Source organism: Pseudoalteromonas sp. Isolate6, assembly GCF_022398435.1.
GTDB lineage: Bacteria > Pseudomonadota > Gammaproteobacteria > Enterobacterales > Alteromonadaceae > Pseudoalteromonas > Pseudoalteromonas galatheae.
In genome coordinates, this window is sequence record NZ_JAKEVK010000056.1 from 1 (window position 1) to 24,151 (window position 24,151).

Here is a 24,151-nt window from a genome sequence, read left to right on the forward strand (position 1 = left end):
TAATATAATTAGACTGAAATAGTGAGTCATCAATATTACTTACTACTCCCTGTGTATAGTTGAGGGACTTACCCGCTTCCGAAGTGATATCGACAACACTAAGCAAGCGATAAAGTCTTAATGGGATTACGCTAGTTGGTGTTGTTCCTTGGTTTTTAACCGTTATCGTTGCGCTGCCAGATAAACGGCTTGTTTGTGTATGTATGTTGAGATCGAGATGATAGTTGGTTGCAAATATTTCTATTTTTTTAATACTGGAGAGCTCGTTTGCTGAAACAGAAATGCAGCTTAGCCACAAAAAAATACGTAGCAAATACATGGTCTATCCTTAATATTATTTTGTTGTTTTAACAAAAATAGAGCGGAAGACGTATTTTTACTACGATATTTTTTTGTATCATTGTTTTAGATCAAAAAACCAAAACCTGTTAATCACTATAACTGTTTAGGCTCTCGTACCAAATATTTTGTCACCGGCGTCGCCTAGACCTGGCACAATATATCCTTTTTCATTTAGATGACTATCCAGTGAAGCGGTATAAATTTCAACATCAGGATGTGCTTCTTCCACCAGTTTTACTCCTTCTGGCGCTGCCACAAGCACAATCGCCCTGATCTCTTTTGAACCTGCTTTTTTTAGCATGTCGATAGTAGCGATCAGTGAGCCACCAGTCGCAAGCATTGGATCAATAACCAAAGCAAGTCTGGCATCAATATTTCCCACCAATTTCTCGAAATAAGGCACAGGCTCAAGCGTTTCTTCGTTACGCTGTAAACCCACAACACTCACTTTAGCCGCTGGGATCAACTGCAATATACCATCTAGCATTCCCAAACCAGCTCTTAAAATTGGCACCAAGGTGATCTTTTTGCCCGTCAGCCTTTTAACTGTTAATTCGTTACCGTCCCAAGCGGAGATGACCTGATCGCTCAACGTCAAATCTTTTGTTGCTTCGTAAGTGAGTAAGTTGCCAACTTCCGAGACAATTTCGCGAAAGTTTTTAGTTGATATGCCCTGCTCGCGTAACAGCCCAAGTTTATGCTGAACTAACGGGTGATCAATTACATGTAATGCCATGACTACGTATCCTTATAAACTGCTAAAGAAATCTTCAGGTTTGTGCCTTGTAGGCTTAGTACACTGTACTGTAGGCGTGCCTAAATAAAGATAGCCAACGATTTCATCTTTTTCATCGAGACCAAGTTGCTTTTTCACTTCTGGACTCTGAGCAAAGTAGCCCGTTCGCCACACACCAGACAACCCCTGTGCAAAAGCGGCTTGCTGCATAGCAAGTACACTACAACCGGCACTTTGAATTTGCTCAATACGAGGCACTTTTGGATGTTCTTGATAAGGAGATATTGCGATGATCAACATTGGCGCGCGCTCTGGCAATTGTCTCGCTCTATCTATTACCCGTTGCTCTTGTTGCTCTTTCACCGCCGCTTGATAGTAGATTTCACCTAGCTTTTCGCGGCCTTTTTCTTCTACTGTAATAAATCTAAACGGTGTTAAGCCACCATGATCTGGCACTTTTAGTGCCGCTTTTTTAATGATTTCTAACTGAGCTGGATTAGGTCCAGGAAAAGACAGGTTGCTATCTGACTGGCGTGTTAAGAGTAATTCTATGGCGTCCATTAACTCGTCCCGTGTTGTGCCTTCAAAATGGCCGTGAATTATACTAATTTAACTTAATACTTGCCTCGAAATAGGCTATCTAATTAAGCAAATTGCCGTTACATGGTGACAGTCTACCATTTTACCTTAAATTCGACCACGCAACATCACGGTTTATGGTTGCATCCTTGCTATAACCTATTTTTTATACGGGGACTAAATCACGTTGTTTTCTTTCTAAAAGTAGTCTCAACCAATAATCGACACTGACATAACGTCCACCACCGGTAAAAAATAGCGATAGCAGTAACACAAAGTAAGTAGCTGCAAATTCAATTCCATTGTTCAAAATCACAATATTGCCTTTTTCGTATAGATAACTTGGTTTGCCATTTTCTTCGACAATCTCTTTAATTAAATCCAAACGCTGCTTTGCATCTACACTATTTTTTAAGCTCACTTTTGCTTCTTCAAAGCCAAGCCAATCTAATACTTTAGCCGCGCTAGTATCAGGATTTGTTGGTGTAACCGAAAACCAGCCGTGTTCCAAATGAACCGTAGTGGCAGCAACAACCATAGTCACCATGAGCGGAATTGATACTAAGCGTGTAAGCAAGCCGAATAAAATTAACCAACCACCTAAAAACTCCGTCCATGCGGCTAGAAAGGCAAGCAAGTCAGGAAAAGGCAGACCTAAACCCCATTCACTATTACCAAACCAAGCAACAATATTCGGATCGGCGAGGAGACTTTGCAAAAATGTCGCGTCTGGATTGGTCAAATTCAACTTATTATAACCTGCAATGATCATAACAGGCGCGAGAATAAGTCGCATAAGCAATGGTGCAAGACCAGAAAAATATTGAAATAAATGTTGTAATTGCCGATACAGCTTTAGTAGGTTGGTAAACATATGCGGTCCATAGTTGATGTTTGAATTATCAGTATAGACCGCAGATTGGGTTGGATTATTTCGTTAGATCTTTCTTGCTACCTGAAGTGCCTCTGCAATCGCTCGCTTAGCATCAATCGCTGCAGCCAATTTGGCCCCACCGATAACGTGCTGATTCTCAGGAAGTGCCTCTTTATCGAACAAGCTATCGTTAGAAACTTGTCCAATACAAGCAATGACCGTATCTACATCTAACAGTTGTTCTTCACCTGCCACTCTCACAGTCAAACCTTGATTATCAAAGCTTATATATTCGCATTCCGCAATTTGCTGAACATTGTGATGTTTTGCAACGGCTCTGTGGATCCAGCCGGTAGTCTTACCTAAGTCTTTACCAAAACGTCCTTCAGAGCGTTTTAACATATAAATTGGCCTTTGCTCTTGTGATGGTTGCGCTTCACATTCTATTCCCCACTGTGATTTAAAATCAGGAATAGTTTGTTCTCGCTGTTCAGTTAAAAACGCTACCATGTCAAAGCCAATACCACCTGCACCTAAAATGGCAATTTTATTGCCCAGTTCTACTTCACCTTTAATCACTTCGTCATAGGCAAACACACGTTTCCCATCTGCACACTCTATTTTCGACATACGCGGGCTTACACCCGTTGCAAATACCACATCATCAAACGCGTTTGCCATTGTTTCTTCGTATGGTGTATTTAGGCAAAGCTCAACACCTAAGCGATTTATTTCGCTGACATAGTATTTAAGCGTATGTTGGAAGTCTTCTTTACCGGGTATTCGCATCGCTAAATTAAACTGGCCACCTAATTCACTACCTTTATCAATTAACTTAACTTGGTGGCCTTTTTTGGCGAGATAGTGACTTACAGACAACCCAGCAGGTCCTGCGCCAACAACGAGTACTTGTTTTTTCCTTTGAGCGCTCTGAAGTGGATAATCCAATTCAAATCCCGCTTGTGGATTCACCAAACATGTTGCTCGTTTGCCCTTAAATACATGGTCTAAACAACCCTGATTACAGCCGATGCAAATATTGATTTGCTCCGAGCGCTGCTCTTGATATTTATTAAAGAATTCAGGATCAGCCAGTAACGGACGCGCCATAGAAATAAGGTCAGCATCTCCTTTAGCTAAAATGTCATTAGCAAGATCTGGGGTGTTAATCCTATTTACCGCGACAACAGGTATATCAACGGCTTGTTTTAATCTATGTGACGCTTCACGATAGGCACCAGGAGGCACCATCGACGCAATTGTTGGAACACGCGCTTCGTGCCAACCGATTCCGGTGTTAAGAATATCTACACCGGCTGCGACCAAAGCTTTGGCTTGCAGCACTACTTCTTCTGGTGTTGAGCCATTTGGGATTAAGTCCATGACCGACAGACGAAACACGATTATGAACTTATCGCTCACTTTTGCTCTAACCGCTTTTACAATATCTGTTGCCAATCGCATTCTGTTTTCTAAGCTACCACCATACTCATCGGTGCGTTTATTGGTATGCTCCGCCATAAACTCATTGATTAAATAACCCTCTGAGCCCATGATCTCCACACCATCGTAGCCTGCTTTTTCGGCCAATTTAGCTGAGTGAGCAAAGTCTTTAATCGTGCCTTTAATAGCACTTACGCTCATTGCTTTTGGTTTATATGGATTAATCGGCGCTTTAATCGCACTTGGTGCGGTGTTGAATGGATGATAAGCGTAGCGCCCTGCATGTAGTAACTGTAGACAAATTTTGCCACCATGCTTATGTACTACATCAGTGTATGCTTTATGTTTAATTACATCGTATAACGAGTTAAAAGAAGAAGAAATTGGTGTCAACTTACCGCGCAAGTTTGGACTGTAGCCTCCGGTTACAATAAGACCTACTCCGCCTTTTGCCCGCTCCTCATAAAATGCAGCGAGTCGCTTTCGGTTATGCCACCCCTCTTCAAGCCCGGTATGCATTGATCCCATTACCAAGCGATTTCGTAAACTGGTATGTTTAAGTTGTAATTCTTGTTCTAACATTTGCCGCCCCACAAAACTGGTCTTACCTGTGAACATTAACGTTTTTTTATTATTTGGCAAGTGTTAAGAAGAAAGAAATTAACGAATTTGGCAGCATTGGCGATATTTCAATCATGAAAATACTTCGTTACGTTTTTCTATTATTCATGAAACTCGCTCTGATATATGATAAACGTATAGAGTTGTATTGAAGTTAAGCATAAGGGATCATTTTGAAATTGATAGCGAATATTTTTAAGGGCATTTGGGCCACACTGAACTTTTCCAGGCGATTGATTCTAAATCTGCTGTTTTTGTTCATTCTTATCGCCATAGTGATAAGCATTGTATCGGACGAAGATCAGGTTAAGGTCGAAAATAAAAGCGTATTACGCTTAAACCTGAACGGTATCATAGTCGAGCAATTGACTTATGTTGATCCTATTGACGCAGCAATGAGTGACGCCTTTGGCGATTCAGAAGAGCCAAGTGAAATTCTATTAGATGATATTATCGATGTTATCAATAGTGCGGCTAAAGACGACCGAATCACAGTGATGTACCTTGATTTACAACGTCTTCATAGCGCCCATCTCGACAAATTACGAGATATTAAAGACGCGCTCTCGCAGTTTAAGGCTGCAGGCAAAAAAATCTACGCTCACGGCGCTTATTACACTCAAGCTCAATATTATCTCGCCTCGATAGCCGATGAAATTTCTTTACATCCATATGGGGGAGTTAATATCACTGGGTTTGGTATGTATCCGCTGTACTTCAAAGAAGCCCTTGATAAGCTGAAAGTTACGCAACATATCTTCCGCGTTGGCACTTACAAATCAGCTGTTGAGCCTTTTATTCGCAGCGACATGTCACCAGAAGCAAAAGAATCAAACCTTGGGTGGATCACCCCACTTTGGACACAATACAAAACAGAAGTCGCCGAAAACCGCGGTTTTGATACAGCTAATTTTGATGAAACCTTCGCAGCATTAACCGATAAAATGGAAGCCGCCCAAGGCGATTCAGCAAAATATGCTATCGACAACCAATGGGTCGATGCATTAACGACCAATCAGGCATTTGCACAAAAACTGATCGATGAAGTTGGTCTCGATGCAAAAGGAAAATCTTTTAAACAGGTCTCGTTCAATCAATATCTATCGACAATGCCGCCTAAAGAGTTTGCAGAAAACCCATTTACTGAAAAAGTCGCAGTGGTTGTTGCTAAAGGTCAGATCTCTGATGGCAAGCGTAAAGCGGGTGCTATCGGTGGTGATTCAACAGCTGCATTACTTAAAAAGGCTCGCCTTAACGACAAGGTAAAAGCAGTTGTATTAAGAATTGACTCTGGCGGTGGTAGCATGTTTGCTTCGGAAACCATTCGTAATGAGGTTATTGCATTAAAAGCCGCTGGAAAACCCGTGATAGCATCAATGGGTTCAGTTGCAGCTTCTGGCGGTTATTGGATTGCGGCATCAGCTAATGAAATTTGGGCTTCTCCAAGTACAATTACGGGCTCCATCGGTGTCTTTGGCATGATCATGACCTTTGAAAATGCAGCAAACTCATTAGGAATTTACTCTGATGGTGTTGCGACAACCGAATTGAAAGGTCAATCCCCATTCAGAGGAATAGACGGAGGCTATAAAAACCTTATCCAAATGGGGGTTGAAGATGCCTATGATAAGTTTATTTCCATGGTCGCGACTGAGCGAAATCTTGATAAATCAGCCGTTAATGATGTTGCGCAAGGACGTGTATGGCTAGCAACTCAGGCGCTTGATTTTGGCTTAGTTGATAAGTTAGGTAACAAGAATGATGCCATTGAAGCGGCCGCAAATCTTGCTAATTTAGAGATGTATGATGTTATCACTATTGAACAAACACTCACCGAGCAAGAAAAGCTGATGCAGCAATTATTTGGTGCATCAATGGTGCAAAGCGCCATTCGTGCCTTTGTACCCGAGCAATCTATTTTTGCTAAAACTGCACTGAACGCCCTAGACAGCGTTAGTAATACAATCGAAATACAAACTCAAATGTTAGGCCAGCTTAACGATCCTAACCATGTCTATACGCTTTGCTTAGTGTGTAACGTTTCACCTGAGTGAAATCAATTAAGCACTGCAATTGTGGTGCTGTAATTGTTATACTAAGCCCAGATTTTATTCTGGGCTTTTTTATGAAAAGAAAAAAAATATATATCGCCTATACCGGTGGTACCATTGGTATGAAGCAATCCAGTCGCGGTTACGTTCCGGTTGCAGGATATCTAACAGATACGGTGAAAAATAATGCTGAGTTTACTCGCGATGAAATGCCGCTATTTGATATTCATGAATATTGCCCGTTAATTGATTCATCAGATATGTCACCGCATCACTGGCAACTTATCGCAGATGATATTCAATCAAAATATCACGACTATGATGGCTTTGTGGTGCTTCATGGCACAGATACAATGGCCTATACTGCTTCTGCGCTATCCTTCATGTTTGAGAACTTAACTAAACCTGTGATCGTAACAGGCTCTCAAATTCCTTTGTCACAGCTGCGCTCCGATGGTCAAGTGAATCTGTTAAACGCGATGTATTTGGCTGCTAACTACCCTATCGCCGAAGTGAGTTTGTTTTTCAACAATAAACTTTACCGCGGTAACAGAGCAATCAAAGCTCATGCTGATGGCTTCGATGCATTCGCTTCTCCAAACCTTTCGCCACTGGCACAAGCAGGGATCAATATTCAGCTGATCGAAGGGAAGCTAAGCCCTTACGTTGAGCAAAGCTTGCAAGTCACCAAGATCTCACCTCAACCTATCGCGGTAATGCATTTGTATCCAGGGATCTCAACTGAAATCCTTAAGAATCTAATGCGTAGCGAGATGAAAGCATTAATCTTATTGAGCTTCGGTGTTGGTAACGCACCACAAGACGAGCACTTTTTAACTGAGCTTAAAGCAATCAGCGATCGCGGAGTGGTGATTATCAACCTCACCCAATGTATTCAAGGAAAAGTGAATATGGGCGGCTACGCGACAGGAAATGCGTTATTAAACTGTGGTGTGATCAGCGGCTACGATATGACACTAGAAGCGTGCTTAACAAAGCTACACTATTTGTTTAGCCAGCAACTTGAGCTTGAAACAATCCGCCATTTGATGCAAGACAATCTACGCGGTGAGCTAACTCGATAGCGGTAAAATAAAAAAGCCGTGGTATCGTTGCCACGGCTTTTCAATCAGCTCGAACTGCTCCGAACGTCGATTATTATCTAACTTTTGCTTCGATATCGACAAGATCAGTCAGGTGACAAGTTTCACCACTGTGTGTCTTTATACCGTGCTCACCAAAGTAATCACGCTGAGCTTGCACCAAATGCCCATTGCTTGGCGTGCTCAATGTTGCAATATAAGTTTGTGTCGCGCCAAGCACAGGGAAAGACAAACCAGTCGCCACTGCTTTACCTGTAATACTACGTAGCGCAAGTGCTGGTTTCTCTAGTGAATCGATAAATTCAACACCTTCAGCGATATCATCTAAGTAATCAGCTCGGATAATACAGCCGGCGCGCCAAGTTTGTAGCGTTTTATTAAGATCAACTTTCCATTGATGTGCTCGTGACGCGCCCTTAATCAGTGCAAGACCTTGGCGGTAACATAGCAAACTTGCAAAATAGAATGCGTCTTTTAATTCGTCTAAATCAACATCAATTGTTTGCGTTGATTTATTCGCATACGTCATTTCTTTTGCAGCTGGAGTATCGATGGTATTGGTGAGATGGCGAGCTTGTACCGCAGCGACAAGCGAAGGTACGGCAATTCCAAGCTCTAGTGCGTTTTGCGCTGTCCAAAGGCCAGTGCCCTTAGCCCCGACTTTATTGTCGATAAGATCGACTAAAGACTCACCTTGCTCTGTTTCAAGACTTAAAATGTGGCTAGAAATTGCAAGTAGATAACTATTTAGTTTACCTTCAGACCAAGACTCAAAAATCTCAGCCACTTCTTTAGGAGAGCGACCGGTACCAAGTCGAAGCAATTGATAAAGCTCTGCAATGAGCTGCATCAATGCATACTCAATACCGTTGTGAACCATTTTAACAAAGTGACCGCTGGCAGATTGCCCAACACGCGCGAAACATGATTCATTGTTGTAGCTCGCAGCAACCTTTTCGAACCAAGGCTCGATACGCTCCCAGCCACCTTCAGAACCACTTGCCATCATTGCGGGACCATGACGTGCACCTTCGGCACCGCCAGAGATCCCCATAGTGGCAAACTCAAATTTATTCTGATACTTCAATTTGCGTGCAATACCATCTTTGTAATTACTGTTACCACAGTCAACGATGATATCGTCTTTCTCAACTCCAGCTTCAACCAAATCGCTACAAACTTTATCTACTAGTTCACCTGCTGGAACGAGTAATAAAATCGAGCGAGGAGTCTCTAATCTTCTGATCATATCACCGAGATCAGACACTATGTGTAAGCGCTCCGCCATACCTAACGACTGTGCGCAACTCAATAATTCCGCACCTACTTCGGGGTTCTTGTCGTAAGCGACTAAGGTCATCCCCTTCTCAATTAGATTTAGCGCGAGGTTTTTACCCATCACACCCAAACCAACTAATGCAACCTGCATTTAGTTTCCTCCTCGGTAACATCAAAACTTTATGCGTTCGTGTATGTGCATTATACCTGAGCGACCATGATTGACCAGCGAGACACACAATTCACTGATATCAGAGCGGCCCCCAAATATGGCAGCTAACACAATTCACTGTATAGCAATATAGTGACAGCGGCGCGAATTCACCAATTTTATGATAAATCTCAAATTACCCTCTAAGCTGTAGGGTAAAATATTCGAGATTGACGGCCACTGACACCGGTGTCATAATGATGACATATAGATCATATAACTTAATTAGAGTGTTAAAAAGGGTTTTACATAATTCTTTATGCTCTAATTAGTTAAATCGTGATTTTACAATGTGACATGTATAAAAAAACAGCAATCTTGATTTATTTTTAACACATTCATGAGTTTTTGCTTACCTTGATAAGCTAACAGGAGAATCTGATGCTTAGACGCACAAAAATCGTCGCAACACTGGGGCCAGCGACGGATAGAGATAACAACCTAGAAAAAATCATTCGTGCCGGCACCAACGTAGTCAGACTAAACTTTTCACACGGTGTTGCTCAAGATCATAAAAATAGAGCCGAAGCCGTTCGCGAAATTGCTAAACGCTTAGGCGTAAATGTAGCGATCCTAGCAGATTTACAGGGTCCTAAAATTCGCGTTTCAACATTTAAAGAAGGCAAAGTGTTCCTAGAAGTGGGTGCAAAATTCACGCTCGACGCAAAAATGGAACCAGGCCAAGGTCACGTTGAAGCCGTGGGTATCGACTATAAAGAATTACCGAATGACGTGAAGCAAGGCGATTTACTGTTATTAAACGATGGACTTATTCAGCTTGTTGTTGAAGAAGTACAAGATCACTTGGTTCACACCAGTGTTAAAGTTGGCGGTGTATTGTCGAACAATAAAGGGATCAACCGTTTAGGCGGTGGCTTAACAGCACCTGCATTTACTGACAAAGACAGAGAAGATTTGATCACAGCGACAGAAATTGGCGTGGACTATATTGCAGTTTCGTTCCCTCGCAGTGGTGACGACATGCGCTACGTTAGGGGGCTGGCAGAAAAAGCGGGGTCTAATGCGCAGTTACTTGCAAAAATCGAACGTGCAGAAGCGGTGGAAACCGTAGAAGCGATTGACGATATTGTACTGGCTTCTGATGCGGTGATGGTTGCCCGTGGTGATTTAGGCGTAGAAATTGGCGATGCCGCTCTTGTTGGTAAACAGAAGCAAATTATCAGCCGTGCTCGCTCACTAAATCGTACGGTGATCACTGCCACCCAAATGATGGAGTCAATGATTGACAACCCAATGCCAACTCGTGCTGAAGTTATGGATGTCGCCAACGCAGTGCTAGATGGCACAGATGCGGTAATGCTTTCAGCAGAAACCGCTGCTGGTGATTATCCAGAGCAAACTGTGGCAGCAATGGCACGTGTGTGTTTAGGTGCTGAGTCTCAACCGCAGATCCATATATCTAAACATCGCTTAGACAGCCGTTTTGCTGATACCTGTGAAACTATTGCCTTGTCAGCAATGTACGCAGCAAACCATTTGGACTCAGTAAAAGCGATTGTTGCGCTAACTGAATCAGGTAACACCGCAAAATTAATGTCCCGTATCAGTTCAGGGTTACCTATTTACGCACTGTCTCGTCATCAATCAACACTTGGGCAGGCGTCGCTCTATCGCGGTGTTTATCCAGTGAGATTTGACTCGACACAATGCTCAGACGACTCAACTGTTCGCGAAGCGCTTGATACGCTAGTTGCAGCAGGCTCATTAGAAAAAGGCGACACAGTGATCATCACACACGGTGATAAGATGGAAACTATCGGCGCCAGTAACACGCTGAAAATCGTCACTGTGTAACAGCATTGAACTAGGTAGCCTTGCTGCCTAGTTCATCTCTCCTTAGAATATCCTAAAGTGTACAAGCACATAAAATACACTACGTCACCGTAGGCTAAACACGGTGCAAATCACTTTAGCTCGCGATTGTATTCGCTTTTTCAGTGGATTAGCTTGCGAGTGCGGCCTTTACTTTGTCACGGTAACTACGACTTACTTTAAGCTCTTGACCATTCTCAAGCACCAATAAATACTCACCACTGCTTTGTGTAACTAGTTTACTGATCTGCTTAGTATTTACGATTGCAGAGCGATGAACACGTACAAATAACGTTGGATCTAATTCTTGCTCTAGATCTTTCATTGTTTTACGTAAAATATGAGTCTGACCATCGCTACAATGTAAGCACATGTAGTCACCAGCTGCATCAATCCACTGAATTGACGATGTAGATACTCGAATAATCTCACCCTGCTCTTTTACCGCTAAAGACTCTGGGAATTTTTTATCTTCAATTGTATCTCCTGTTGCAAGTTTTTTTAGGATTTCTTCACAGTTGTTACCAGTGATCCCTGCAACAAAGCTGGCTAGCTTTTTCTTATGCGCATTGTCTTGTTGTGTTTTTAAATAGCTTTGCACTTTCTCCACCGCCTGTTTTAATCTGTTGTCATCAACGGGTTTTAAGATGTAATCAAGCGCATGGATCTCAAATGCCTTTACAGCATATTGATCAAACGCAGTTACAAATACGATAGCAGGCAATGGTTTAACACTTTCACTTAACGCTCTCGCTACTTCAAAACCGTTCATGTTCGGCATTTGAATATCGAGAAAGACCAGATCTATATCCTCAGATTTGCATAGATCGATTGCTTGTTGACCACTGCCACACAATTCTACAACTTCGATTTCAGAAAAATCTCTTAATCTTACCGCTAGTCCTTTTCTCGCTAACGGCTCATCATCTACGATTAGTGTTCTAATTTTGCTCATTACTTCTTCGCCCTTTCATATGGAACGCGAATGTTTACCTTCAACCCTGATGGCTCATTATCCGAGAGCACAAATGAATAGTTATTTTCGTACAAGGTTTTTAAACGGTCTTTGGTATTCGCTAAACCCACTCCCTGTGCACTTTTCAGTTGCCCATCTTCTAGCTCGGCGCCAGGACCATTGTCTCCTACTTCCAAGAGTAGTTCATTGGCAAACACCTGCGCTTTTATTTCAATTTTGCCGCCATGCTCTATATGGGCAATTGCGTATTTAATACTATTTTCAATGAGTGGCTGTAAAATCAAGCTTGGTACTAACGCCTGCTCTGCTTCTTCTGTCACATCAAGCTCAATGGATAAGCGTTCATCAAAACGGACTTTCTCAATTTCTAAGTACAACTTTAACGCGTGTAGCTCTTGCTCAAGCGGTACCTTTTTTATCGGATCTGTATTTAATGTATGACGCAAGAAATCACTGAGCCTTGAAACCATTTGATTCGCATCTTTGTTTTCTTCAACCAATATAAGCGTCGAAATTGCATTAAGAGTGTTGAATAGAAAATGCGGATTTAGCTGATAGCGTAACATTTTTAATTGCGCTTCATGGGCCATAGTATTGGCTTTCAATGCCTTTTGACGCTCGCTCTGCAACAACTGATAATACTTAATACCAAAATACAACCCGCTCCAGCAAAGTATAATATAGACAGAATCTAATCCCTGCTGTAAGTAATAAAACCATTCATCCGGCCGATACCCGTGACGATATATCTCCCAATGATTGAATTTCTGCACTACCGCCCATAATGTCCCAGTAACATATGACGCCGTAAACACAGCGAATATCAACACCAAGGGCGTTGCATTCCAAATTTTACGATAGAGGTAGCGTAGCGGTACGGTCATCAAGCAACCTGCATAGGCATTTAACGCGATGACAAATACATAAATGTCACGCATTTCAAAGACTTTTGAGCCAATATAGTTAACTAACGCGTAGCCTAACCAACCAGCTATTTGTAATACCCAGAAAAATCTCTGCCTGTTATCAACCAGTGATTGCCACTTCAAAATGATCATACCTCTTCTATCTTAACTGGATTATATCTCAGCATGTCGTCTCTATTCACTGCCGGTGGTCTCAGTTTTTACACACCTTGCCGCAAATAAAAAAGGCACCTTAGTGCCTTTTTTTGAAATAAATTAACCCGTTAATTTATATTCATCGATTCAAACTATCGCTATTAAGCTAGTTTGTCAGATGCCACTTTATAAGTCGGATCTGCTTGTCCGTCTAGTTCAACTAAATCTTTAGCTTTACTTAGCAATACTTTGCAATCATGGCTTAAATGGCGAAGATGTAGCGTTTTACCAGTCTTTTTATAACGTTCAGCCAACGCATCTATCGCTTCAATTGCACTGTGATCGGCTACACGACTGTGTTTAAACTCAACAATAACATCGTCCGGGTCATTGTTAACATCAAATAGTTCGGCAAAATTTTTCACCGATCCAAAAAATAGTGGTCCGTGTAATTCGTATACTTTTGAGCCTTGCTCGTCAATATAGTTATTAGTGTATATGTGTTTCGCATGCTCCCACGCAAATACAAGCGCAGAAACGATGACACCAACGCAAACCGCTATAGCCAAGTCCGTGAGAACGGTGACACCCGATACCAAGACAATTACAAAAGCATCTGATTTAGGGATCTTTCTAATTAATCTAAAGCTTGACCACTCAAAAGTTCCTAATACCACCATAAACATCACACCGACTAACGCAGCAAGTGGGATCATCTCGATAAGGCTTGCTGCAAACAGAATAAATACAAGTAGTAATAATGCAGCTGTGATACCTGACAAACGGCTACGACCACCAGAATTAATATTGATCATTGATTGCCCAATCATCGCACAGCCCCCCATCGCACCGAATACGCCACAAGTTACGTTCGCTGCGCCTTGGCCAATACATTCGCGGTTACTGTGACCACGTGTTTCGGTGATTTCGTCGATTAACGTGAGGGTTAATAAAGATTCAATCAAACCAATCGCGGCTAGGATAAGCGCATACGGGAAAATGATTTTAAATGTTTCAAATGTCCAAGGTACTTCTGGAATATGGAAAGCAGGAAAACCACCGGCAATCGTTGCATCTGCGTTACCTGACATATCTTTCAGATAATCGAGCACATTACGAGCATCCAGATCTAAACCAATAACAATGCCGGTTACCACTAAAATTGCCGCAAGGCTAGATGGAACTGCAGTTGTTAGCTTCGGCAAAAAGTGAATGATGGCCATAGTCAATGCTACCAAACCCACCATCACATAAAGAGTTTCTCCTTGCATCCAAGTCAACTCACCTTCACCATTAAGTACTTTAAACTGACCAAGTTGTGCAAGAAAGATAACGATGGCTAAACCATTCACAAAGCCTAGCATAACAGGATGCGGCACCATGCGGATAAACTTACCCAGCCTAAATATACCTGCTAGGATCTGTAAAAAGCCCATAAGTAAAACAGTCGCGAAGAGGTACTCAACACCATGATCAATGACGAGACTCACCATTACTACGGCTAATGCGCCAGTTGCGCCGGATATCATACCCGGTCTACCACCAAAGATTGAGGTCACAAGACCGACAATAAATGCCGCATATAAACCAACTAACGGATCTACTTGTGCGACAAAAGCGAAAGCCACAGCCTCTGGCACAAGTGCCAAAGCAACTGTCAGCCCAGACAGTACATCGTTTTTAGCAGAGCTAGGCGCTTTGCTGATAAGATTAAACATCAATATCCTCTGGTGTGAATTGACTATGAACACAAAGGCGGCGGATTTTAGCAAAAAGCAGCGCCTTTAACAAATAAGATACAAGCTTGTTTTGAAAACTCATTTCTATACTCGGCTTGGTAAAGAAGCCACTATTTTAGTATAGAACAATGGAGAAAAGATGACGGGACGCCCTACCCAACGGAGCAGGGCAACAGGTTGTATTAAAGAGGTAAAGAAGTACTGCGCTTAACGCACGTCATTGTAACATTTGAGTGTACTTCTTGAACGAACTCTAAATTAAGTAAGTTGTCGCGAACAAATTGCTCATAGCCTTCAATGCCTTTCGAAATAATACGCAGCATAAAGTCCATTGTACCTGCCATAGAGTAACATTCTGTCACTTCATCATAGCTTAGGATCAGTTTTTCAAATTCAGCGAGATTGTTACGGCCATGATTTGAGAGTCTAACATGCGCATAAACCAACATATCAAACCCGAGCTTTTTCTCATCTAGCAATGCAACTTTGCCTTTAATGTAGCCATCTTGCTCTAATTTAGCGATGCGACGCCAACAAGGTGACTGAGATAGCCCCACTTTATCAGCGATTTCTGCGGTAGAAAGACTTGCGTCTTGCTGTAACAATGCCAGAATCTGGCGATCTACTTGGTTTAATGACATATCAATTCTAGTTTAATTAGCACATCAGTCAGTTAACCGATGCTGATTGTTATTCCCTGAAGCATAGTAGGTAAAAATGCACATCACTACTATGCCACTTCCACTATAATTTAGCCAAATCGGCCACTCATAAAAGGATTTGTCGCCTTTTCGAAGCCAATTGAGGTATTTTCACCATGTCCCGAATGTACTATGACCTCATCGGGCAAAGTAAACAGCTTATCTTCAATAGACTGTTTTAGCTCAGTCGCATCGCCTTTTGGAAAGTCAGTACGGCCAACAGAACCTTTGAACAACACATCGCCCACTAAGACCTGCTTTGAACTTGGCTCATAAAATACTACGTGCCCCGGAGTATGCCCCGGACAATGTCTGACTTCGAGCTCTAGATTTCCTAAACATATGTTATCACCACCTTTTAACCACTGTGATGGTAAAAAAGCAGCATGATTTGGAAAGCCAAACATTTGCGATTGCATAGGCAAAGCATCCAACCAAAATTGGTCGTCTTGGTGAGGTCCGATTATCTCGATATTAAAATGCTCACTTAATGCTGTACTCGCACCCACATGATCAAGGTGCGCATGAGTAAGCAGAATCATGCTTGGTACTAACCCCAATGTGTTCAACTGCGAAATAATTTTTTCCGGTTCACCACCTGGGTCTACAATTGCCGCGGTTTGTGTCTCTGGGCACACAATCACACGACAATTTTGCATAAATGGGGTAACGGGAATAGTGAACACTTGCATTGTTAATTTGCTCCAAACGACATCAAAATGGGATATTTAAGATACGCATTATCATAAAACGGAGTTCGTGCATAAAGCCACTCCATTCTCGCCTTTGGATCGTTTGCAAACTGCTTATCCTCACGTATTTTTTTATCAAAAGCCAAGGCCATCGCTGGATTTTGTTTTAGCATTTTTCGCGCAAAAGGTTCAAGTGCATAATTTTCAACATATTCTGTACGTTGGAAGATAGTATTAAAATCTCCCCAAGCAAAGAATGAATCTGGTGCCGCCGGGTGCAATAAGTGGGTCGCCAACTCTCCAGATTTTTGCGCTGTTGCGACTTTATACCAACCACTTAAGTCCACTTTATCTGATAGCTCCTTAATGTCAAAAGTCGCGCTCACTCTAAAGCGTCCTTCAAAAGGAGCAGTAGCAAATTGGTAGTCTTTTACTGAAGCTTGACTTACTTTTTCCAGTATCGACTCGGCTGGTAGTTTAGAAACAGCTACTCCGTGCAGTTTTAATTTTTCAACCACTTCCGGATATGTAGGTGGAATGTAAAATTGTTCAGGTACATTAACCGTTGTTTTTACTTCCTTTTGCCAATAAATAGGCAACTTATCATACTCTTGTGGCTCACCTAAATACTTAGCTTCTAGGTGTCCAGATAATGCACTTTCAAACTGCTTGTATTTGATGCCTTTGAATTGAATATAGTCAGGCTCTTTTGCGTAGCTTCGTTCAACAACCAGTTGTTTAGGTGTGAATTCAGCCTCTTTTTGAACCGCTTCTCGCAGTGCCTGAATATTACTTGAAAGGCCATTGATAACACCATCCATAAACACATAAGTGCCTAGAACGCGCTGCTTATAGGGCTTCAATGAGTGATTTTCTACCAATATTGTTGGTAATCCTTTTAAATCTCCCCAACCATTCGAAAATCGAGGCGTTGCCACCCAGCCCGCTAAGCCTTTTTTAAAATCTCGCTTATCCATTGCAAATACTAACGGACCAGGGATATGCCCTTGGCCGGCTAGCGCTGCATTAATTTGTGGCGAAATCTGACTCTCTAATACCTCAGCTATCGCTGGAGATTCACTTGCAAATCTGGGGTTAAAACCATAAGTAACATCATATTGGTAGTCTGCACCATCCGTTACATGGACATCAATATAGAGATCTGGGTTATAGTCATTAATCACCTGCATGACCGCCTTAACTCCCGGCGTATCCAATTTAGTGTAATCACGATTAAGGTTTAAGTTATTGGCATTAGTTCTAAAACCCATAATGGTCGGCCCGCGTTGATTGATGCGGTTAAACTCACTGCGCCTCTCATGCCCATCGACGTTTAAGATAGGAATAAAAAGTAAATTTACTTTCGTTAAAATATCACGGCGCTTACCAGTTGCAACATCGCGAAGCAACATAAACATGGCATCTTTACCATCAATTTCACCGGCGTGAATCCCAGCTTGCACCAAAATTGTTGGCTTGCCATTATTGATAACGTTTGACTTATTGCCGCCTTGCTCGGTAGCAACAATCATCTTAATTGCACGGTTGCTATTACTAAATCCAATTGTCTCTAGCTTAAATTGGGTAGGATTGGCGGCCACAAGGCGATCAACAAACGCCATTGTATCTGCATAATTAGGGGAATCTATCGCACCGCTTAGCTCAAAATCAGTCGTCAATGGGCCTTGTTGTTGTAATAGTTGTTCGCTTTTGCCTTGCCACTCCATCAAAGGAGGTAAATGACCATCTAAACCTAGCATTGCAGTAAGCATAATAATGCTGGAACTCATCATATTTCTCTATTCCTCTGCTTTTATCCGCCAATTATATCAATATTTTAGATATCAGCTTACAATGTGCGGTGATTCAACAAAAATTTGCAGTTAATCGCAGTTAACCATTACTTTAGGGATCAAATGAGCGTACAAAAATCAATTTTAATCACTGGTTGTTCTAGCGGGATCGGTTATTACTGCGCAGTGCAATTGTCAAAAGCAGGATATCAAGTCATTGCTTCGGTTAGAAATGCAAAAGACTTGAATATATTTGAAGGCACAGACATCCAATGTATTTTGTTAGATTTAGCATGTGAGCAAAGTATAAGAGATGGTTTTAACCAAGCTTTGACTGTCGCAAATGGTCAGCTAGACGCGCTATTTAATAACGGAGCCTATGGGCAACCAGGCGCGGTAGAAGACTTGCCTACAGACGTGTTACGGCAACAATTTGAAGTTAACTTTTTCGGCTGGCATACGCTCACCTGTCTTGCAGTTGAGCAAATGCGTAAGCAAGGCGCTGGCCGCATTATTCATAACTCATCCGTGTTAGGATTGGTCGCCCTACCATATCGTGGCGCCTATAACGCGAGTAAGTTTGCACTTGAAGGACTTACCGATACCCTGCGCATGGAGCTTTCCGGTAGCAATATTCAAGTTAGTCTAATCGAGCCAGGTCCAATCGTATCTAAGTTTAGAGAAAACGCGAAACTGGCCTTTTTAACGAATATCGATCACGAAAATAGTGTACATCACAAAGCATATCAAGCGCAGCTTAACCGCTTAGGCTCAGAAGAAGCACCGCAAAAATTTACCTTAGGACCAGAAGCTGTTTATAAAGCGCTGCAACACGCACTGAGTGCGAAGATTGCAAAGCCGAGATATTACGTTACGTTTCCGACCTATTTGATGGGATACTTAAAACGAATATTGAGTAGTAAGATGCTGGATAAAATCTTAATAAAAAACCGCTAACGTTAGAATTTATAACGAATACAAAACTAAAAAAGGAGCCAAAGGCTCCTTTTCAATACCAGCTTTAGTCCTAAGACTAATTCTAGTTCCGCTTATTAAGCAGCTAGACCATCTTTTGCTTTAGCAACTAGTGCTGCGAAAGCTACTTGGTCGTATACTGCGATATCAGCTAGGATCTTACGATCGATTTCAATCGATGACTTTTTAAGGCCATTGATGAAACGGCTGTAAGAAAGACCATTTTGACGTGCAGCTGCGTTGATACGAGCAATCCATAGTTGACGGAAAGTACGTTTCTTAGCACGACGGTCACGGTAAGCATATTGACCAGCTTTAGTTACCGCTTGGAAAGCTACGCGGTAAACGCGTGAACGCGCTCCATAGTAACCTTTAGCTTGCTTTAATACTTTTTTGTGACGTGCACGTGCAACTACGCCGCGTTTAACTCTTGCCATTTCTGATATCCTCTATTAAGCGAATGGTAACATACGATCGATTAGGCCTAGGTCATTCTTATGAACCATAGACTTAGCACGAAGGTGTAATTTACGCTTTGAAGATTTCTTAGTCAGAATGTGACGAAGATGCGACTGTTTACGCTTGTAACCGCCAGAAGCAGTCTTTTTGAAGCGCTTAGCAGCACCTCTGTGTGATTTTAGCTTATAAGCCATTTGCAATAACTCCGAATGATATTGCTTTAACACAATGTAAGTAGGCGGAGATAAACTCACTTGTAGGCCTAGCTTACTACCTAAAACCGGTGAAGGATCAATACCTTACTTTAAGACCGGATAACGCAGGTGGCGTTAGCACTTGAGACCTGCGTTAAATTCGATGCGTATTATGCCGAGATTAAGACTTTTTAGCAATAGGTGCCATCATCATTATCATCTGACGACCTTCTACTTTTTTCGGGAAAGACTCAACTGATGCGATATCTTCCAATTCAGTCTTGATACGTTCTAGTAGATCAATACCAATCTCTTGGTGCGCCATCTCACGACCGCGGAAGCGAATTGTGACTTTAGCTTTATCGCCACCCTCAAGAAACTTGCGAAGGCTACGTAGCTTGACTTGGTAATCACCAATATCAGTACCAGGACGGAATTTAACTTCCTTAACCTGAATTTGCTTTTGCTTTTTCTTTTGTTCTTTTTGGATTTTTGCTTTTTCAAAAAGGAACTTACCGTAGTCCATCACTTTACAAACTGGTGGTTCAGCATTTGGACTGATCTCAACTAGATCTAGACCTGCTTCGTCCGCCATGTTTTGTGCGTCTCTTGTTGAGACAATGCCAGCTTGCTCGCCTTCAGCGTCAATTAAGCGAACCTCTTTCGCTGTAATCTCTTCGTTAATACGATTTTTCTGAGCGTTATTTTGCCCTTTTTTGCCGCCTCTAATGGTACGTTCCTCCAAAAAATTCAAAAGTAATTGCGTGCACCAGAAAAAGTGAAGTACACGCAAGTTTATATTTATAGTCGATTTTTAATCTCTTCGCTAACTTTCGCGATGAAATCATCAATCGAGAATTTACCTAAATCTTCACCAGTACGGGTTCTTACTGCAACTTCTTGTTGCTCGACTTCTTTATCACCCACCACTAGCAAATAAGGTATACGTTTTAAAGTATGCTCGCGGATTTTAAAACCAATCTTCTCATTTCTCAAGTCGGCACAAGCTCTTATTCCAAGTTTATTCAACTTTTGTACAACTTCGTGGACATAATCCGCTTGTTTATCCGTGATATTCATGATCACAACTTGTTTCGGCGCAAGCCAAGTTGGGAATTGACCAGCATATTCTTCCGTTAGGATACCAATAAAGCGCTCTAGTGAACCCAGAATAGCACGGTGGATCATAACCGGCGTTTTACGCTCGTTATTTTCCGCAACATAAGTTGCACCTAAACGACCAGGTAATGCGAAGTCTAACTGCACTGTACCACATTGCCACGCACGTTCTAAACAATCGTATAGCGTAAATTCAATTTTAGGACCATAAAACGCCCCTTCACCCGGCAGATATTCAAACTCAATGTTGTTGACTTTCAACGCTTCGGCCAATGCTTCTTCCGCTTTGTCCCACATTTCGTCTTCACCAATGCGCTTTTCTGGACGAGTAGAAAGCTTTACAACAATCTTTTCAAAGCCAAATGTCGAGTATGTGTCGTATACCATTTTGATACACGCAGATACTTCATCCATGATTTGCTCTTCTGTACAGAAGATATGCGCATCATCTTGAGTAAAGCCACGAACGCGCATCAAGCCATGTAATGCGCCTGATGGTTCATTCCGGTGACAACAACCAAACTCAGCCATACGTAATGGCAAATCTCGGTATGACTTTAGACCTTGGTTAAAGATCTGCACGTGGCCCGGGCAGTTCATTGGTTTAATAGCATACTCACGTTTCTCTGACTCAGTCGTGAACATGGCATCTGAATACTTATCCCAGTGGCCTGATTTTTCCCACAAGCCACGGTCCATCATCAACGGACCTTTTACTTCTTCGTACTGATATTCGCGTAGTTTTTCACGAACAAAATCTTCAAGCTCGCGATAAATGCTCCAGCCATCATTATGCCAGAATACCATGCCTGGTGCTTCTTCTTGCCAGTGCCACAGATCGAGTGCTTTACCAATTTTGCGGTGATCGCGCTTTTCAGCTTCTTCTAAACGCTTAAGGTAAGCCTTTAGCTGCTTCTTGTCAGCCCAAGCTGTACCGTAGATACGCTGTAACATCTTATTTTCTGAGTTACCGCGCCAGTATGCACCTGCCACTTTCATAATCTTAAAGTGGTGACAGAACTTCATATTTGGTACGTGCGGACCACGACACATATCAACATATTCTTCGTGGTGATATAAACCTGGGCGATCATCTTTCGCGATATTCTCGTCCAAGATTTCCATCTTATAGGTTTCACCGCGTGCTTCAAATGCATCGCGCGCTTCTTGCCAGCTCACCTTTTTCTTTACTACATCGTAGTCGGTCTTTGCCAACTCCAACATACGCTTTTCAATCGCTTCAAGGTCTTCTTGAGTAAGCGAATGCTCTAGGTCAACATCGTAATAAAAACCGTTGTCGATGGTAGGACCAATCGCCATTTTAGCTTCTGGGAACAATTGTTTTACAGCGTGACCAATCAAGTGCGCACACGAGTGACGAATAATCTCAAGACCGTCGTCGTCTTTTGCAGTGATGATTTCAAGTGCTGAATCATTTTCGATGAGGTCACAAGCGTCAACACGAACGCCATTTACACGGCCAGCAATCGTTGCTTTCGCAAGGCCAGGACCGATGTCTTGAGCGACTTCTAAAGTAGTGACAGGGTTTTCAAAAATACGCTGACTGCCGTCAGGGAGAGTAATAACTGGCATGATAAATCCTATTTACAGTGGTGACACCTACAATGCATCACATGTATTTAATTAATTTTAAAGTGTGCCTATCAACGCTTTTACGAATAAGCATTGTCTTGCGCGAATTATCGCGGCTCATCCGAGGACTTCCGAATAAGAGCCACTATTCTCGCGTGTTACTTGGCTAAGTGCAAGCCTAGAGCTAAAATTAATCTATTAATTTACAAAAACTATTTTGGGATTATTCGTGGCCAAAAAGCGTTATCGGTTTGCAACCTTTAATCTACTAAATTTTGCAGCACCACCTTATTCCTTTTATCAGCTTCATGAGCACTATAATGAAACACAGTGGCAAACCAAAACTCAGTTCATCACGGGACTCATTCAGTATATAAACCCCGATGTCATTGTGTTTCAAGAGGTCTTCTCTCCTGATAGCTTACAGATGCTGTGCGAAGACTTGGGCCTTGTTCACTTTGCCACTGTCGATGCGCCAAGTCCTGATCACGTATATCCATCAGTACTGTTTAAACCAGTAGTCGCTATCGCATCAAAGCTACCATTTAAATCTTTTGCACCGTTAGAGCCCTGCCCCGAATTACTCGAATACCTTAATAATCAACATCAATTTAAATTCAATCGTACCCCGATAAAATGTAAGTTCGATATTCCAGGCTTTGGGTTACTGGCGTGTTATGCCGTCCACTTTAAGTCTCAACGCGTGCATTCAATGGCCCACATGCTAGGAGATTCCAATCAAGACGATCCGCTACTTACATTGCTTCACGAAACCGTAGGTACGATGCAGTCGCAGATCTCACGTTCACTCGAAGCTTCCATCATTTATTACGATGCATTAAAGACACAAAGAGAGAAACAGGCTGCAACGTTGGTGATGGGCGACTTCAATGATGCGTTAGACAGCCCGGCACTATCTTTTATGACGCAAGCCTTTCCACCCGTACTTGCCAGTAATGGCTTTGACAGTGTCGGGTTGTTCGACAGTTTTCTTTATGCCGACAACAACCACAAAGAAAAGCCCGCCAGTCATTACTATCAAGGTGAGGGTAATGTACTTGATTACATTCTTTGTTCAAAAGAATTCAATCCCAACCGAGAAACGCCTAGGGTGAAGTCGTTACATTACTACAGTTACGATGCTCACCTTGATCCAAAGCGTATGGACGAAGATATTTGCTATTCTGACCATGCAGCGATAGCAATAGAAATAACACTGTGAGATAATTCAATTTTTGCATAATCTGGACACGAAAATGAGAACACTTGGGGTTGAAATTTCAGGCAGCGAAGCTCTGCTTTGTATGCTAACGAAAGAAGATGATGTTTTTGATATCAGAGACATTCGTCAGCGCCGCTTTACGTTAAGTAACCAAGGGACAGAACTTGATGAAATGCGCAAGTTCCAATTCGACTTTGCAAAACTAGTAGAAGATTACGGCGTAGATTCTATCGCCATTCGTCAGCGCCCACACAAAGGTAAGTTCGCAGGTAGTGCGGCAGGTTTTAAAATGGAAGCTGCAATCCAGTTAATTTCAGGCGTGGACGTGCAGTTACTATCTGGTACTGAAGTTAAAGAGCAATTAAAAAGAAACCCAATTCCTGTTGACTTTGAAGACACTGGGTTGAAAAAGTTTCAAGAGCAAGCTTTCATTAATGCCTATGTTTACATTCTTCGTAAAACATACGGCAAAGAAGAATAATCATATCAAGGGCCAGCAGCTACTTAGCTACTGGCCTTTTTATTAGCTTCAACTTCTCTCCACTATGTAAATAAT

21 protein-coding genes and 1 pseudogene are annotated in these 24,151 nt (G+C 42.1%); 6 read left to right on the forward strand and 16 right to left on the reverse strand.

What is annotated here, in order from left to right; genetic code table 11:
• From L1D50_RS10165 to L1D50_RS10185, 5 genes and pseudogenes are all read right to left on the reverse strand, one after another.
• Positions 1-319, reverse strand: a pseudogene (locus L1D50_RS10165) (peptidase M1); the annotation flags it as partial.
• Between the two features lie 126 nt (positions 320-445).
• On the reverse strand, positions 446-1,078 hold the full coding sequence (gene upp / locus L1D50_RS10170; protein ID WP_017217310.1) for a uracil phosphoribosyltransferase: 633 nt from the start codon (positions 1,076-1,078) through the stop codon (positions 446-448).
• Between the two features lie 12 nt (positions 1,079-1,090).
• Complete coding sequence (locus L1D50_RS10175) at positions 1,091-1,639, reverse strand: NAD(P)H nitroreductase (protein ID WP_239965993.1); 549 nt, start codon at positions 1,637-1,639, stop codon at positions 1,091-1,093.
• Positions 1,640-1,823: 184 nt separating this feature from the next.
• Positions 1,824-2,531, reverse strand: a complete 708-nt coding sequence (locus L1D50_RS10180; protein ID WP_239965994.1) for a DoxX family protein — start codon at positions 2,529-2,531, stop codon at positions 1,824-1,826.
• Between the two features lie 63 nt (positions 2,532-2,594).
• Complete coding sequence (locus tag L1D50_RS10185; protein WP_239965995.1) at positions 2,595-4,556, reverse strand: NADPH-dependent 2,4-dienoyl-CoA reductase; 1,962 nt, start codon at positions 4,554-4,556, stop codon at positions 2,595-2,597.
• 212 nt (positions 4,557-4,768) lie between these two features.
• Between L1D50_RS10185 and sppA the strand changes: the two genes are divergently transcribed.
• Both sppA and ansA read left to right on the forward strand, forming a co-directional pair.
• A complete protein-coding gene (gene sppA / locus L1D50_RS10190; RefSeq protein WP_239965996.1) occupies positions 4,769-6,649 on the forward strand; it encodes a signal peptide peptidase SppA in 1,881 nt (626 codons plus the stop codon).
• 71 nt (positions 6,650-6,720) lie between these two features.
• Positions 6,721-7,731 (forward strand): asparaginase, encoded by a 1,011-nt coding sequence (gene ansA, locus L1D50_RS10195; protein WP_128728198.1) that lies wholly within the window; start codon positions 6,721-6,723, stop codon positions 7,729-7,731.
• Between the two features lie 73 nt (positions 7,732-7,804).
• On the opposite strand, the gene gndA is transcribed toward ansA, so the two are convergent.
• Complete coding sequence (gene gndA / locus L1D50_RS10200) at positions 7,805-9,178, reverse strand: NADP-dependent phosphogluconate dehydrogenase (RefSeq protein WP_138522196.1); 1,374 nt, start codon at positions 9,176-9,178, stop codon at positions 7,805-7,807.
• A 441-nt stretch (positions 9,179-9,619) separates the two neighbouring features.
• Here gndA and pyk point away from each other — a divergent pair, with 441 nt between their 5' ends.
• The gene (pyk, locus tag L1D50_RS10205) at positions 9,620-11,053 is read left to right on the forward strand and encodes a pyruvate kinase (RefSeq protein ID WP_128728200.1); all 1,434 of its coding nucleotides are present in this window, start codon (positions 9,620-9,622) and stop codon (positions 11,051-11,053) included.
• Between the two features lie 148 nt (positions 11,054-11,201).
• Here the strand turns inward: pyk and L1D50_RS10210 are convergent, their stop codons facing one another.
• From L1D50_RS10210 to L1D50_RS10235, 6 genes are all read right to left on the reverse strand, one after another.
• The gene (locus tag L1D50_RS10210) at positions 11,202-12,026 is read right to left on the reverse strand and encodes a LytTR family DNA-binding domain-containing protein (protein ID WP_010376983.1); all 825 of its coding nucleotides are present in this window, start codon (positions 12,024-12,026) and stop codon (positions 11,202-11,204) included.
• Positions 12,026-13,096, reverse strand: a complete 1,071-nt coding sequence (locus L1D50_RS10215) for a histidine kinase (protein ID WP_128728402.1) — start codon at positions 13,094-13,096, stop codon at positions 12,026-12,028. Before L1D50_RS10215 ends, L1D50_RS10210 begins: the two co-directional genes overlap by 1 nt.
• Before the next feature lie 173 nt (positions 13,097-13,269).
• On the reverse strand, positions 13,270-14,826 hold the full coding sequence (locus L1D50_RS10220; RefSeq protein ID WP_128728201.1) for a SulP family inorganic anion transporter: 1,557 nt from the start codon (positions 14,824-14,826) through the stop codon (positions 13,270-13,272).
• 203 nt (positions 14,827-15,029) lie between these two features.
• Complete coding sequence (locus L1D50_RS10225) at positions 15,030-15,488, reverse strand: Lrp/AsnC family transcriptional regulator (protein ID WP_010376979.1); 459 nt, start codon at positions 15,486-15,488, stop codon at positions 15,030-15,032.
• A 110-nt stretch (positions 15,489-15,598) separates the two neighbouring features.
• Entirely contained in the window at positions 15,599-16,240 is a 642-nt protein-coding gene (locus L1D50_RS10230; RefSeq protein ID WP_128728202.1) for an MBL fold metallo-hydrolase, read from the reverse strand.
• A 2-nt stretch (positions 16,241-16,242) separates the two neighbouring features.
• Positions 16,243-18,030, reverse strand: coding sequence for a M14 family metallopeptidase (locus L1D50_RS10235; RefSeq protein WP_193554587.1), 1,788 nt, complete (start codon positions 18,028-18,030; stop codon positions 16,243-16,245).
• Between the two features lie 126 nt (positions 18,031-18,156).
• On the opposite strand from L1D50_RS10235, the gene L1D50_RS10240 reads away from it, so the two are divergent.
• On the forward strand, positions 18,157-18,990 hold the full coding sequence (locus L1D50_RS10240) for an SDR family oxidoreductase (protein WP_128728204.1): 834 nt from the start codon (positions 18,157-18,159) through the stop codon (positions 18,988-18,990).
• 95 nt (positions 18,991-19,085) lie between these two features.
• Here L1D50_RS10240 and rplT read toward each other — a convergent pair whose 3' ends face one another.
• The 4 genes from rplT to thrS form a co-directional block, all read right to left on the reverse strand.
• Complete coding sequence (rplT, locus tag L1D50_RS10245; RefSeq protein ID WP_010376973.1) at positions 19,086-19,445, reverse strand: 50S ribosomal protein L20; 360 nt, start codon at positions 19,443-19,445, stop codon at positions 19,086-19,088.
• A gap of 15 nt (positions 19,446-19,460) precedes the next feature.
• Positions 19,461-19,661, reverse strand: coding sequence for a 50S ribosomal protein L35 (gene rpmI, locus L1D50_RS10250; RefSeq protein WP_010604868.1), 201 nt, complete (start codon positions 19,659-19,661; stop codon positions 19,461-19,463).
• Positions 19,662-19,842: 181 nt separating this feature from the next.
• Positions 19,843-20,406 (reverse strand): translation initiation factor IF-3, encoded by a 564-nt coding sequence (gene infC / locus L1D50_RS10255; RefSeq protein ID WP_128728403.1) that lies wholly within the window; start codon positions 20,404-20,406, stop codon positions 19,843-19,845.
• A gap of 56 nt (positions 20,407-20,462) precedes the next feature.
• Entirely contained in the window at positions 20,463-22,373 is a 1,911-nt protein-coding gene (thrS, locus tag L1D50_RS10260; RefSeq protein ID WP_138580700.1) for a threonine--tRNA ligase, read from the reverse strand.
• Between the two features lie 229 nt (positions 22,374-22,602).
• On the opposite strand from thrS, the gene L1D50_RS10265 reads away from it, so the two are divergent.
• Together L1D50_RS10265 and L1D50_RS10270 are read left to right on the forward strand one after the other, a co-directional pair.
• On the forward strand, positions 22,603-23,595 hold the full coding sequence (locus L1D50_RS10265; RefSeq protein WP_239965997.1) for an endonuclease/exonuclease/phosphatase family protein: 993 nt from the start codon (positions 22,603-22,605) through the stop codon (positions 23,593-23,595).
• A 34-nt stretch (positions 23,596-23,629) separates the two neighbouring features.
• Positions 23,630-24,076 (forward strand): DUF3010 family protein, encoded by a 447-nt coding sequence (locus tag L1D50_RS10270; RefSeq protein WP_128728207.1) that lies wholly within the window; start codon positions 23,630-23,632, stop codon positions 24,074-24,076.
• Positions 24,077-24,151 lie beyond the last annotated feature (75 nt).

What these genes read in the sequence shown, in the direction of transcription:
- upp (WP_017217310.1), bottom strand. Translation starts at nt 1,078, where the DNA reads ATGGCATTACATGTAATTGATCACCCGTTAGTTCAGCATAAACTTGGG.
- L1D50_RS10175 (WP_239965993.1), bottom strand. Translation starts at nt 1,639, where the DNA reads ATGGACGCCATAGAATTACTCTTAACACGCCAGTCAGATAGCAACCTG.
- L1D50_RS10180 (WP_239965994.1), bottom strand. Translation starts at nt 2,531, where the DNA reads ATGTTTACCAACCTACTAAAGCTGTATCGGCAATTACAACATTTATTT.
- L1D50_RS10185 (WP_239965995.1), bottom strand. Translation starts at nt 4,556, where the DNA reads ATGTTAGAACAAGAATTACAACTTAAACATACCAGTTTACGAAATCGC.
- ansA (WP_128728198.1), top strand. Translation starts at nt 6,721, where the DNA reads ATGAAAAGAAAAAAAATATATATCGCCTATACCGGTGGTACCATTGGT.
- gndA (WP_138522196.1), bottom strand. Translation starts at nt 9,178, where the DNA reads ATGCAGGTTGCATTAGTTGGTTTGGGTGTGATGGGTAAAAACCTCGCG.
- pyk (WP_128728200.1), top strand. Translation starts at nt 9,620, where the DNA reads ATGCTTAGACGCACAAAAATCGTCGCAACACTGGGGCCAGCGACGGAT.
- L1D50_RS10210 (WP_010376983.1), bottom strand. Translation starts at nt 12,026, where the DNA reads ATGAGCAAAATTAGAACACTAATCGTAGATGATGAGCCGTTAGCGAGA.
- L1D50_RS10220 (WP_128728201.1), bottom strand. Translation starts at nt 14,826, where the DNA reads ATGTTTAATCTTATCAGCAAAGCGCCTAGCTCTGCTAAAAACGATGTA.
- L1D50_RS10225 (WP_010376979.1), bottom strand. Translation starts at nt 15,488, where the DNA reads ATGTCATTAAACCAAGTAGATCGCCAGATTCTGGCATTGTTACAGCAA.
- L1D50_RS10230 (WP_128728202.1), bottom strand. Translation starts at nt 16,240, where the DNA reads ATGCAAGTGTTCACTATTCCCGTTACCCCATTTATGCAAAATTGTCGT.
- L1D50_RS10235 (WP_193554587.1), bottom strand. Translation starts at nt 18,030, where the DNA reads ATGAGTTCCAGCATTATTATGCTTACTGCAATGCTAGGTTTAGATGGT.
- L1D50_RS10240 (WP_128728204.1), top strand. Translation starts at nt 18,157, where the DNA reads ATGAGCGTACAAAAATCAATTTTAATCACTGGTTGTTCTAGCGGGATC.
- rplT (WP_010376973.1), bottom strand. Translation starts at nt 19,445, where the DNA reads ATGGCAAGAGTTAAACGCGGCGTAGTTGCACGTGCACGTCACAAAAAA.
- rpmI (WP_010604868.1), bottom strand. Translation starts at nt 19,661, where the DNA reads ATGGCTTATAAGCTAAAATCACACAGAGGTGCTGCTAAGCGCTTCAAA.
- thrS (WP_138580700.1), bottom strand. Translation starts at nt 22,373, where the DNA reads ATGCCAGTTATTACTCTCCCTGACGGCAGTCAGCGTATTTTTGAAAAC.
- L1D50_RS10270 (WP_128728207.1), top strand. Translation starts at nt 23,630, where the DNA reads ATGAGAACACTTGGGGTTGAAATTTCAGGCAGCGAAGCTCTGCTTTGT.